Consider the following 12,776-nt stretch of genomic DNA (forward strand, 5'->3'; position numbering starts at 1 on the left):
AATATAAGGAGCAGGTCATGGTAACGGTACGCCGCGAAAATGATTCAATGGGGGCGATTGAGGTTCCGGCCGATAAACTCTGGGGCGCACAAACCCAACGATCGCTGGAGCATTTTCGTATCTCTACGGAGAAAATGCCGGTCTCGCTGATCCACGCGCTGGCGCTCACTAAACGTGCTGCCGCGAAGGTAAATCAGGACCTCGGGCTGCTGGCGGCAGAAAAAGCGAACGCTATCATGCAGGCGGCAGATGAAGTGCTGGCTGATAAACACGCTGACGAGTTTCCGCTGGCTATCTGGCAGACCGGTTCCGGTACGCAAAGCAATATGAACATGAACGAGGTACTGGCGAACCGGGCCAGCGAACTGCTGGGCGGTGTGCGGGGGATGGATCGTAAAATACACCCCAACGATGACGTCAATAAAAGCCAAAGTTCAAATGACGTGTTTCCCACGGCGATGCACGTTGCCGCACTGCTGGCTCTGCGTAAGTCACTGGTCCCACAATTGAATGTATTGATTAAAACCCTCAGCGATAAATCCCACGCCTTTGCGGATATTGTCAAAATTGGTCGTACGCATCTGCAGGATGCCACGCCGTTGACGCTGGGCCAGGAGATTTCTGGCTGGGTGGCGATGCTGGAACATAACCTGAAGCACATTGAAAACAGCCTGCCGCATGTGGCCGAACTGGCTTTGGGTGGAACGGCCGTTGGCACAGGGCTGAATACACATCCGGAATATGCTCGCCGGGTTGCGGATGAACTGAGAGTGATCACCTGCGCTCCGTTTGTTACCGCGCCGAATAAATTTGAAGCGCTGGCCACCTGCGATGCGCTGGTCCACGCTCACGGCGCGTTGAAAGGTCTGGCGGCATCATTAATGAAAATTGCCAACGATGTACGTTGGCTGGCATCGGGTCCGCGCTGTGGTATCGGCGAAATAGCGATTCCTGAAAACGAGCCCGGCAGCTCCATCATGCCCGGTAAGGTCAACCCCACACAATGTGAAGCCTTAACCATGCTGTGCTGTCAGGTAATGGGCAACGATGTGGCTATCAACATTGGCGGGGCCTCTGGTAATTTTGAGCTTAACGTCTACCGACCGATGGTCATTCACAACTTCTTGCAATCGGTTCGCTTGCTGGCAGATGGCATGGAAAGTTTTAATGCGCACTGCGCGACAGGCATTGAGCCCAACCGCGAGCGGATAGACCAGTTGCTCAACGAATCCCTGATGCTGGTGACCGCGCTGAATACCCATATCGGGTACGATAAAGCGGCGGAAATTGCTAAAAAGGCCCACAAAGAGGGGCTGACGCTAAAAGCCTCCGCGCTGGCGCTGGGCTACCTGAGCGAAGCGGAGTTCGACAGTTGGGTACGTCCGGAACTGATGGTCGGCAGCATGCGGCCGGGACGTTAATCCGCCACATACAGGTGCAGTCGGGGAATAATCAGTCTTAGCGGCTGCGCCTGTGGTTTAAAGCGGTGCTGTACGTTGTCGGCATCGTAATTCAGCAACTCGCCGATGTCCGGTACACTCATACCATTATCGTTATTAATCAATGCAATCAGTGGTGTCGGACATGCATATTGCACCTGTTTTTGCTGCCCTTTGTACCAGACGCGGGCGATGGGCTGGACTTTCACCGGTCTTTTGATTTTCAGTTTCGCCTGTTGCGGCAGGGCAGCGATGTCCTGATACTCGCGCTCCAGTCGAGCCTGCCACTCTTCACGCGTCCACGGATGTACACTGCGCGGTGAATTCAGGCTCTTTTCCAGCTGTTCCAGCACCTCATCACGTTTCAAATTTTTAATAATATGCTTATTGGCCCAACCGAATCGCAGGGTGGCAGGTTCTCTGACCACCGTCAGCGTACGATAAGCATTGAGGGTGATAAGCCCAGGTAAATGGCGATGCACCCATTCGAAACGTGCGGCGGGCGGTAGCCCTGAATCTACCGTCACAATATGTTCAAAGGTTGTTTTCAGCTGGTTGATTCGCTGGATTTGCGCTTCCAGCGTCGCCTGAGAAGGGCTGTCGACCTGATAGCACAGTACGCCGGGCAGGCGCACGGCGGCTTTACTGCTACGATTCTCGGACTGCTGCTGAATAAACAGGTGGCGGTAGTGGCGCAGTGCCAGATTTTCAGCCTCTTTACCTAAATGTTGTTTAACGTCGATGGCCTCCAGTGGGGCGTGCTCCGACTCTTTTGCTATTTCCGGCAAGGAGAACACGCGGGCAATCAGCAGCGTGTGCTGCTGCAGGCTTTCAGTGAGTTGCGCCAGTTCCTGTTCCATCTGGCGAAAAGTGCTGTTCAGACGTTCAACGAGATCGTAACGGGCCATAGGGTTACCATTTTAGTTACAACATACTTTTTTATAACACAGACAACGTAACCTGACCACCGAGCTGTAGGGGTCAGGCAGCGGAAAATTCAGGAATGTTATGCCAGACGGGCCAGCTAAAGGTGAAACGTGCGCCACCCAGTTCGCTTTCGTCACACATCACCGTCCCGCCCATGGCCAACGCAATTGAGTGGACGATAGCGAGTCCGAGTCCGCAGCCGCCGGTGGCCCGGTCTCGGCTGGGGTCGAGGCGCACAAACGGTTCAAAAACTTGTGCGCGGGCGTCAAGTGGAATGCCGGGGCCATCGTCTTCGACGATCAGCATCGCCTGATTACCCTGTAGCAGCAGGCTGGCGTTAACCGTAGACTGGCAGTAGCGTAGGGCGTTGTTGAGTAAATTATCCAGGACGCGCTCCATCAGGCGCATATCCAGCGCACCGTAATCGCCGGTGGCTAGATGGCGCAGGCGCACCGAGCGTTCAGGATTTACGCTTTGCACATCGTCCAGATGGGTTGTGAGCCATGCGGGCAGGTTCGGCTCCGTGAGGTTTAACTCATTCTGCGGTCTGTCGAGTCGCGCGTAGGTGAGCAATTCTTCAATCAGCGCTTCCAGTTGACTAATATCGCGATTCAGTGCCTGGGATTCCTGCCCGGTGAGGTTATCGCTCATCTCCAGCCGGTAACGTAAACGGACCAGCGGCGTGCGCAGTTCGTGGGCGATACCATCAATCAGCTGCTTTTTACTGGCGATCAGCGCATTGATATTATCCGCCATTTGGTTAAACGCCACGCCGAGTCGCTCAAAACTGGAGCCGCTGTCAAAATGCAGTCGCTCGCTCAGGTGGCCTTCGCCAAAACGTTGTGCAGCTGCCTCCAGCCGGAGCATCTCCTGCCAGTGCGGCCGCATCCAGATAAACACAGGGAAGGCCAACGAGATGGCAATGAACGCCATCAATGCAACGTCCAGCAAGCGCATTTGATGCAGAAAATAGAGATAGGGCACCGGGCCAACGGCAAGGACATAATGGCTGCGTGGAATACGTTGAATAAAGGTGTACTGATCGTCGAGCGCCACAATATCACCTTCACGCAGGCGCTGCTGGGTGGGAGCATCCAGATGGTATTTGTTCAGCGGTTCCACGCGCAGATCAAAAGAGAGGTTTAAATCCATCTCTTTCAGGGTCTTACCCCAGTCTCGTGGTGGGATCTCGCGAAGTTCACTACGCATTAAATATAATGAACTCTTCATTAAGTCATCGAGTGACTGCCTGCCTGCGCGTTCTGCGGTGAATTTATATACCAGGCCGACCAACAGGGTCATCACCAGAAAGCAGACGAACAGCAACAGGTAAAACTGCACAAACAGTTTTTTCATGAAATACCACCGGAATTTCAATATGTTAATTAGTACGCGTTTTCCTCCGAGGGCATCAGGGGGACACTGTTTTATCCTCCGATGCGCGGGTTCAGACATTGAGTCTGACTATCGTCAAGCGCGCTTATCCCGGCAGAGTACACTGTATAAACCCTTTCTGCATTCTCATGGTCCATGAGACCCGTAATAAATGCAGCATGTCTGGAATGGGCGATGGCGGCGAACACCTGCGCGCTGGCTAAAGCCTCTCAATGAACTGCGCATATGAGGAATGGACCGGAGTTGTTCGATATAACCATGTCGCCGGTTGGCAGCTGACGAATGCCAAAAATACGTTCGATACCGGGAAGAATTGGCATCAAATACTTCTTTTCCATCGCCTCTGGTACGCTGTCGCTGCCTGCATAAGATGCCGTTAACACCTGCATACGATATTCGGTGGGGGCAATTCGCTCATAGCTATATATAATGGTGCGGTTCAGAGCATACATTTTTTCGGCATCGTGGATATTCCCTGAGATATGTACATACGCCTTTCCACTGTGGGTGAATGACACGCTTTGGGTATAATTCAAAAAAGGAACGTTGCCCTTGTTGGTGTAAAAAGACGCGGTTGATGATGAGCAGGTAAAGTTCAGGTTATGCCGGGAATACCAGTAACCCACAGCCAGAAAAATAATCAGCAGGAACGTACCAATGCAGTATAAGAATAGCGGACTCTTTTTCATCAGCGGATCCAAGTGTAGTAATAAATATTCTGACAAGTATCTCGATTGTCATCCCACTCAATGCAGCGGGTGAACATAACCCGGGCAGGTTTGTGCAGATGTAATGCTTCCTGCGCATATATATAAAAAGCGGTTGTTTTTGTGCAGATCTGATTATTCATTTCCAATGCTTTTTTTGCGACAGCGAAGCTTGAGGCATCAGCTACGTCGCTTTTTACTCCTGAAATATCGTAGACCGGGCATCCTTCTAATTCACCAATTTTACGCGGTATTATTTTATCTGGCTGATAAGTGTACAGGAATGTGCCTGCTAGTAACACCGCGAATACCATTATTCCCGCGGCATACTTGGGCCAATGAGTCACTCGCCGATGTGCGGTGATCTTTTGCGAGACGCTAATATCTTTGCTCAGATAATATCCTGCGCGCGGGACGGTAACGATAATTTCCTTATCACCAAGATACCCGGACAAGATTTTTCGGAGCAAGCTGATGTACTGATTTAACGTATTTGATGAAGAGGCAACACCTTCTTTCTCCCATATCTCATCAAACAACGTGTTGCGCGTCACTAACGCACCATGGTGTTGAACCAGATAAGAGAAAATTTTGTTTGCGATTGTCGTTAAATGGGTCGCTTCGGCTATTTTTTCGTCATTCCGTCGCAAAGTCCCGTTCAGGGCGTCATAGATGACGATGTCATCAATGAGATACAGCATCGCTCGTCTCCTTATGTAGAGCATTTCTATATGATAGACCTATATTTCCGCTTTGTGATTAGATGTCATATGTTAATCTTGATATGGATTTATAATCTATTCAATCATTATAATTCAGTTATATATGCTATAAATATATAATGCAGCGGATTATAATGTTGCCTCCAGGCGGAATCATCTGAATACTGTGCTCATCGAAACGGACGGAATTCTCGTTCCGTACAGTAATAGGACAGGGGCACAGAGATGATGAGTACCCTCACAACTTGCGCGGCTCACCGGTGGCAGGCTGATATTGAACATTTCCGCCTCGAACCGCTTATTGATTTAGTGGCAAATCGTATTGTCGGATATGAAGTTTTAAGCAAATTACGTTACGAACGTAATCCTGAAAAATGGTTTGCCAATGTCTCCGGCCGTCAGTTGGTCGAGTTATTGCTGCAGCAGATCGAGCGCGTGACCGACAGCATTGTTGATAGGTGTTTTTATAACTTATCCATTGATGGATTTATGTGTCTGAGTCAACTGGATATTGAGCGCATCGCTACGTTTAATAATATATGCATCGAGATATCTGATGCGTCTGCGCTCAAGTTTTTCGATGCTAAAACCCGCTATTTGTTTTTTAAAAAACTCCGGAGCTTACGTTCTTATGGTGTAAAAATATGGGTGGATGATTTTACTTTTGCAGATTTGGTGAGCTTGCCTGAATATAATGGTAACGTTGATGGTATTAAAATAGATAAAAGCGAAATTAACTCCCCTGTGCTGAAAAACATCATTCACTCCGTTAAGACAGTTATGGGAGATATTCCAGTGCTGATCGAAGGTGTGGCATCGGAAAACGAATTTATTACCGGTATTCAATCTGGGGCTGATATTGCTCAAGGCTACTTCTGGAAAGAAGAGAACCTAATTGCAAATTGATGCTTTTTTAATTTCATGCTGTTTTAAATGCAGTATTTCAATTTTTAACTGAAAAGGTTATAACAATGCTTCATTGTAAAATGAATCCGCTTTCTTTATTGATCGCTTCAGCACTAGCTTTTGCACCGCTGGCGCAAGCCACGGAAATAATGGCTGGCGAGAAGATTGATGTTAATGATGGAGAATTGGTTGAAGATGTGTCTGTTAATAAAAAAGGGACCTTGAACATTCTTTCTGGTGGTAAATCACAGGGGACTCAGATTAATTTTTATGGCACGGAAAATGTTCTTTCCGGGGGCATTTCTGAAAATGCATCGGTACACGAAAGTGGTACCCAGAATGTTTCAGGAATAGCCAATAATACTCAAGTGTCATCCGGAGGAATTCAATATGTTGATGACAGTGGGATTGCTAACAATACCACAGTGGGCGGAGGCAACTCGGGAGTCTACGGTGCCCAATATGTTGAAAGGGGGGGGAACACAACCGGCACGGTTGTTATTGCATTAGGTTCCCAGTACGTCAAGGATGGTGGGTACACAAGCGGCACCGTGATTAACGGTGGATTTCAGAATGTCCTGGGGGGGATTGCAGAAAATTCCCAGCTTATCGACGGTCAACTCACCGTTGAAGGCGGGGTTGCCAATAATACCGTCCAGACCGGTGGTGCTATTGCAATTCGCGAAGGGGGGACGGCGAACAATACCATTTCTCACGAAGGGACCATCCGTGTAGAGGGAACGAACAACAACAACCAACTGTTCGGCACCGCCTATGAAACGATCGTCAATGGCGGGGTCTCGGAAGGTTCTGTCCTGAATGACCATGCGACCCAGGTGGTGACGTCAAAAAGCGTCACGAATAATGCCACCCTGATCGGCGAGACGTCGAAGCAGTCTGTCATGCTGGATGGATTGGCAGTGGGGACAACGCTCAAAAATGGTACGCAGAATGTTTACGGTACCGCGCGCCAAACAACCATCTGGGGTGGTACGCAAAATATCGAAGTAAACGGGATAGCACAAGGCACGACGTTAGAAACGGAATCCGCAAGCCAGGTGGTTAAATCTAATGGGACCGCAAGCAATACGACGATTAATGGCGGTTTACAGATCGTGCAGTTTGGTGGTACGGCTAAAAATACAACGCTCAACATGGGAGCTCAGGCTGTGCGTGCCGGGGCGGTAGTGACCGATACAACTATCAACGGTGGCGAAAGTTATGTTGCGGGCGTGGCGATGCGCACTGAGATAACCGACGGTCTGATGCAGATTTATACCGGTGGTATAGCGATGGATGCCGACGTTAAGGGCGGACTTTTATCACTGGATTCAGGCGCTCAGGCAGCCGGTAAAACACAGGTAGGCAATGCGGGTCAGATGCTGATGCAGGCGGGAGCGAAGGCGACAGACATATCGTTAAATAAAGGCACTCTATCCATTGGGACACTGTCGGAAGAGGCTACCTTAACGTCTGTTCAGGTTGATTCGCTCACCATGAAAGACGGCACGGTTGCGTTCCAGCCAGGCGAAACGGCTCGTTATACGGAACTGAAAATTGGTGAATTAACGGGCACAGGTCATTTCCTGCTGAACACCTCACTGGCGGATAGCGCAGCGAACTTTGTCACTATCGAAAGGGGGAACGGTAGCTTCGGCATCGCGGTAGCCGATTCTGGTAAAGAGATTGCCGATCATACCGATCTGACCGTCAACCTGGTTAACGATAAAGGCGGCGACATCGATTTCACCCTGCAATCTTCACGCGGTGACAGCACCCGCGCTGTCGACGGCGGTACCTATATGTACGTGCTAAAGCAGGAGGCTGGAAAAGATGCCATGGCGGGCAACGTTTGGTATCTCGGCGCGATGACCGATGAAAACGGTGGTGGAAATGGTGGCGATGGTGGAGATGGCGGCAATGGTGGAGATGGTAATACTGGTGGTAATGGCGGTGATGGTAATACTGGCGGCAATGGCGGCGGCAATCTGGCGGTTACCCCATCGACGGACGCTGTACTGAGTCTGGCAAACGCGGGTCTGAACATTATGCGTGGAGAAATGGATGGCCTGCGCACATACCGCCATGGCCGCAGTCAGAGTGTTTCGCACGGTGAAGGTAGCGTGTGGGGGCATTATCTTGGCAAAAAGAGTGCCACTGAAACCAGTAATGGCGCAGCCTATAAGCTGTACCAGAATGGAATGGAGTTCGGCAGCGACGTGGTGAGCGTCTTTGGAAATGGCCGCCTCGTTACTGGTGGCGTTGTCTCCCTGACCAGCAACAATGTTAAGCATGCTCGAGGGGGCACCAGCACGGTCGACAGCTATGGTCTTGGGGCATACGGTACATGGTATGACAACAGCAGTTTCTATCTGGATGGTGTAATGAAAGCCAATCGACTGGAGAGCAAACTGAACGCGCGCATGACCAACGGTGGAACAACGTCGGGTGAATGGCATCAGTATGGCTTAAGCAGTGCCCTGGAAGCGGGATATACCTTCATGTCGATGGCGTCTGTTCGCGTAGAGCCGTTTATGCGCATGACCGGTACTTATATCAACGATGCAAACGTCACGTTGAATAATGGTATGAAGGCGAATACGGGTAAGGCACGTTCCTTAACGGCTGAAGCAGGTAGCCGCTTCGGAACGGATTTTAGCGCGGGTCATACTGCTTTTCGCCCGTATCTGAGCATCAGCGTCGAACAGGAGTTAGCGCACTCGAACGAAGCGGTGATTAACCAGGGTAATTCTTTTAAGAATAACCAGGATGGGACGTCTGGAAAATATGCCGCTGGCATGACCGTTAGCCCGGCTAAAGATGTAACGCTGTATGGTGAATTTAACTACCGTCAAGGCCGCTACATAGAGGAACCGATTCAGGGAGTCGCAGGGATCAGTATTAGTTTCTAACCTCGAAGATCTGCGCAGGGGGAGTGCTCTTCCCCCTCATTCAGAGGGTATATAAAAGTGACATATCGAATAGAAACACGAAATTGCTACTTACGGCTTGCGCTGGAACGGCTGGAAGAAATCAGTGATCACAGCGTCGATACCTGCATTATTGATCTGGCCTCTTTTCCTTCATTGACAGAGCTTATTCGCATTGTCAGTCGCAATGAGACCTGCGCCAGGTTTATTTTTATCGGTAATCGCGGGAGCTTCTCTTGTGCTCTGGCATCGCTTGTCTCCGTAGATTCGAAAGCCTCTCTGCGAGGCTACTACGAAAAGTTGCGGCATTGTCCAGGAGTGTCTTATGACATGGCAATGACGTTGCTTATCAATCTCAAAACCATGGCAAACCTGACACACAGGGACATGACTACTGTACATAGCCTGTTGCTCAACGACTCAATGAAAAGCGCAGCTGGGCAAATTGGTACCAGACCTAAGTTGTTTTATCATCGAGTCGACACGCTGGTGAAGAAGATGAATATGCTTAACCGGCTTCAGACGCAGCATTTTTTTCGTCGTGAATTTCGGCCTGATTATGTGCAGGAGAGGATTAACGAGCATGTTCGACTTTCGGTTCGGCGGCAGTTGGGTCTGGTTAACAGTCTCGTCTTAACAGAGTAATTGCTGCTGGCGGTTGTCTTTGTGCAAGGTGAGCGCGCGTTATGAGGGGAGCATCATCTAAAAAGCCCGTATTGGATGCGGGCAAAAATACTGAAAGTCATCCTTCAGCAATAATCGCTGAACTATAATTAACCAGGAAGTTGAACAGTCTCTACCCGTGGCGATAACACAAAAATCTCTTATAACTCCCTCGTATTGAATACCATTTCCCTCACGGACTCTTTATTTTTCACACACAGCGTATGTTGATGATTTCCATTGATAATGACATGTCATGCGATTTTTATAGCCTGGTTATCAATGGTTCAGCGTTGCCATACGACCACGAATGGAATGATTAAAATGAAGAAATTATTTGGTCTTATTGCTTCACTGACCTTTCTGTCTGGCCCGGTTTTTGCTGCGTCGGCGCCAGACTGCGTGAAGGTCGATAACGCTCAAATCGAAGCGCTATTTGATAAGTGGAACGCATCGTTAAAAACGGGCAACGCGAAGACGGTTTCAGAAAACTATCTCAGCGATGCGGTGTTGCTGCCAACTGTATCCAATAAAGCCCGCTTAACGGATGCTGAACGCGTTGATTATTTTGAGCATTTTCTGGCGAAGAAACCTACCGGGAAAATTGATACTCGTACTATTCGTCTGGGGTGCAACAAGGCAATAGATACCGGGACCTACACATTTACCTTCGCCGATAAATCTACCGTTTCAGCACGATATACATTCACTTACGCATGGGATGGAAAAGAGTGGAAAATCTCTACCCATCACTCTTCAGCGATGCCTGAGGGGTAAATAAAGTGCAGGGGGCGAGAATTAAGCGCTCCCTGCTTTTATCGAGGTTGTGATTTTATTTTATTCTGTAATTTACCGTTTACCTATCGAAAAAACAGGATAAACGATCTGTTTTTGAATCTGGTGTTTGGCTCTTTCTCGAGGGCTATATTTTTGAAACTAGCATAAAATTCTGTACAGGCGCAGGTGTCGCCCTGACCCGTCATCGCTATAATGCGGTAAAAATCTCGCTAACGTTCCCATCAGCGATTCACTCAGGCTGAAGAGGGTGCAATACTTTGGAAAGCATATGTTCAGTAGCTGGCTTAGCCGATGGGGCCTTATCCCTGATGGGATTCCCATTGTGACTCATACGTCGCATCTTTTACCCGTAACAACAATTCACGGTGGCAAGAAAGCCATTCTTAAACTTACTGATGATGACAGTGAGCGAACCGGCTGTCAGTTAATGGCCTGGTGGAACGGGAAGGGCGCGGCGAGGGTGCTGGCTCATGAAGATGGGGCGATTCTTTTAGAACGGGCCACCGGGACGCGATCGTTGACGGATATGTCCCGAGCGAACCAGGATGAGCGAGCCTGCCGCATCATTTGTCATACTGCCCGTCAGCTCCATGTTGTGCCAGATGCGTCTACGCCTCTGCTCACGCCACTTGAACACTGGTTTCGCGATCTTGCGCCGACAGCAGAACGTTATGGCGGGATTATGCTTCGTTGTGCGCAGGCCGCTAACATACTGTTTTCCTGCCCGCAAGATGTCGTGGTGCTGCACGGTGATGTACACCACGGTAATGTGCTTGATTTTGGTCCGTCAGGATGGCTGGCCATCGATCCGAAAGGGGTGTTGGGTGAACGTGGGTTTGATTACGCCAATATTTTCACCAATCCCGATCTTGCCGAACCCGGTATTGGCATCGCCATTGATCCATCGCGTTTCACCCAACGCGTCAACATCGTTTCAGAGGCCGCCGGACTTGACCGCGAGCGTCTTTTGCTGTGGATAGCCGCCTGGTGTGGGCTCTCTTCAGCCTGGTTTCTGCAAGACGGGGGCAGCGCGGCAATCCCCCTGCACGTGGCGGAGCTCGCGTTTGCTGAACTGGATTCAGGGTCTCTGCAACTTTGATCTACGACACGCGTCTGTAATTTTAAACCGTTATCATTAGGCTGATAAATATTTGGATTACTAATCAGTAAATGGCAGGTTATGTTGTGTCTTTAATGAATGAGTTAATGGGCCGAAAAAAATGAACGCGTTGTTTTCAGTGTGCAAAAAACGCCCGGATATTATGTTACTGGTGGCGATTTTGGTCAGTGCAAACATTGTGGCGTGGCTGTGGGCTTTCACGGTCTTTAGTCAGCATACCTCGCTTCTGGCGCTGAGCCTGGTCGCCTGGTGTTACGGTCTACGCCACGCCGTGGATGCCGATCATATCGCCGCCATCGACAGCGCAACCCGTAAGCTGATGCAGCAGAAGAAGCGCGCATTGACCACCGGAGCGTGGTTTTCGCTGGGTCATTCCACCATTGTGGTACTGGCAAGTATTGGCATAGCGCTTACTACCAGTGTGTTTAAACATCATATGGCATGGTTGCAGAATGTCGGGGGCGTGATCGGTACGGCCGTTTCTGCCGCGTTCTTGCTGGTTCTCGCGACGATCAACCTGATCATCTTCTGCCAGGTCTGGAAGGCATTCCGCCAACTGAAACGTACGGGTACCTACGACGGGACCTCGGAACATGTCACGATTTCAGGGCCCCTGAGTTGGCTCTTCCGTTCGGCCTTCAGGCTGGTGGGCAAAGACTGGCATATGTATTTTGTCGGCTTTTTGTTTGGGCTGGGTTTTGATACGGCCACAGAAATTTCGCTGTTAGGCATTTCTGCTTCAGGTGCTTCCAGTGGGATGTCCATCTGGTCCATTCTGGTGTTTCCGGCATTGTTTACCTGTGGCATGGCGTTAATTGATTGCCTCGACAGTATTCTGATGGTCGAGGCCTACGGCTGGGCCTTTAATAAGCCGCAGCGGAAGCTGTATTACAATATGACCATCACCGGAACCTCGGTGATTGTGGCGGTATTTATTGGCGGGCTGGAAGCGTTAGGATTACTGTCTGATGCGTTTTCACTTCAGGGTGGAATGTGGGATACGGTAAGCAATATGAGTGGCCACATGGGGAATGTTGGTTTTATGATTATTGCTGTATTTCTCGCCTGCTGGATCTTCTCTGCGCTGAATTATCGCTGGAAAAACTATGACAGGTTGACGCTCAGCTAACCTAAATAAAGCCTTCCTGTCAGCGGGAAGGCTGTTATCT

The 12,776-nt window shown here is 49.8% G+C and carries 11 protein-coding genes; 7 read left to right on the forward strand and 4 right to left on the reverse strand.

Going from position 1 to position 12,776, the window contains the following annotated elements; translation table 11 throughout:
- Nucleotides 1-17 precede the first annotated feature (17 nt).
- On the forward strand, nt 18-1,421 hold the full coding sequence (fumC, locus tag QNN86_RS15655; RefSeq protein ID WP_414211603.1) for a class II fumarate hydratase: 1,404 nt from the start codon (nt 18-20) through the stop codon (nt 1,419-1,421).
- Here fumC and tus read toward each other — a convergent pair.
- From tus to QNN86_RS15675, 4 genes are all read right to left on the reverse strand, one after another.
- Entirely contained in the window at nt 1,418-2,347 is a 930-nt protein-coding gene (tus, locus tag QNN86_RS15660; protein WP_414211605.1) for a DNA replication terminus site-binding protein, read from the reverse strand. The genes fumC and tus overlap by 4 nt on opposite strands.
- Before the next feature lie 73 nt (nt 2,348-2,420).
- A complete protein-coding gene (gene rstB / locus QNN86_RS15665; RefSeq protein WP_279276878.1) occupies nt 2,421-3,722 on the reverse strand; it encodes a two-component system sensor histidine kinase RstB in 1,302 nt (433 codons plus the stop codon).
- Between the two features lie 248 nt (nt 3,723-3,970).
- On the reverse strand, nt 3,971-4,450 hold the full coding sequence (locus QNN86_RS15670) for a hypothetical protein (protein WP_182269861.1): 480 nt from the start codon (nt 4,448-4,450) through the stop codon (nt 3,971-3,973).
- Nucleotides 4,450-5,169, reverse strand: a complete 720-nt coding sequence (locus tag QNN86_RS15675) for a winged helix-turn-helix domain-containing protein (protein WP_182269860.1) — start codon at nt 5,167-5,169, stop codon at nt 4,450-4,452. The genes QNN86_RS15670 and QNN86_RS15675 overlap by 1 nt, the downstream gene beginning before the upstream one ends.
- Before the next feature lie 246 nt (nt 5,170-5,415).
- Here QNN86_RS15675 and QNN86_RS15680 point away from each other — a divergent pair, with 246 nt between their 5' ends.
- The 6 genes from QNN86_RS15680 (at nt 5,416) to QNN86_RS15705 (ending at nt 12,736) form a co-directional block, all read left to right on the forward strand.
- On the forward strand, nt 5,416-6,096 hold the full coding sequence (locus tag QNN86_RS15680; RefSeq protein WP_279276876.1) for an EAL domain-containing protein: 681 nt from the start codon (nt 5,416-5,418) through the stop codon (nt 6,094-6,096).
- Between the two features lie 149 nt (nt 6,097-6,245).
- Nucleotides 6,246-9,008, forward strand: coding sequence for an autotransporter outer membrane beta-barrel domain-containing protein (locus QNN86_RS15685; RefSeq protein ID WP_414211611.1), 2,763 nt, complete (start codon nt 6,246-6,248; stop codon nt 9,006-9,008).
- 57 nt (nt 9,009-9,065) lie between these two features.
- Nucleotides 9,066-9,671 (forward strand): hypothetical protein, encoded by a 606-nt coding sequence (locus QNN86_RS15690; RefSeq protein ID WP_414211613.1) that lies wholly within the window; start codon nt 9,066-9,068, stop codon nt 9,669-9,671.
- A 342-nt stretch (nt 9,672-10,013) separates the two neighbouring features.
- Nucleotides 10,014-10,466 carry an SgcJ/EcaC family oxidoreductase gene (locus QNN86_RS15695; RefSeq protein WP_414211615.1) on the forward strand — a complete coding sequence of 151 codons (453 nt, stop codon included), beginning with the start codon at nt 10,014-10,016 and terminating at the stop codon, nt 10,464-10,466.
- 289 nt (nt 10,467-10,755) lie between these two features.
- The gene (locus QNN86_RS15700) at nt 10,756-11,586 is read left to right on the forward strand and encodes an aminoglycoside phosphotransferase family protein (protein ID WP_414211617.1); all 831 of its coding nucleotides are present in this window, start codon (nt 10,756-10,758) and stop codon (nt 11,584-11,586) included.
- 121 nt (nt 11,587-11,707) lie between these two features.
- Nucleotides 11,708-12,736 (forward strand): HoxN/HupN/NixA family nickel/cobalt transporter, encoded by a 1,029-nt coding sequence (locus QNN86_RS15705; protein ID WP_414211620.1) that lies wholly within the window; start codon nt 11,708-11,710, stop codon nt 12,734-12,736.
- The last annotated feature ends 40 nt before the right edge of the window (nt 12,737-12,776 follow it).

This window comes from Citrobacter sp. C348 (assembly GCF_047467975.1).
Classification (GTDB): Bacteria; Pseudomonadota; Gammaproteobacteria; order Enterobacterales; family Enterobacteriaceae; genus Citrobacter; species Citrobacter gillenii.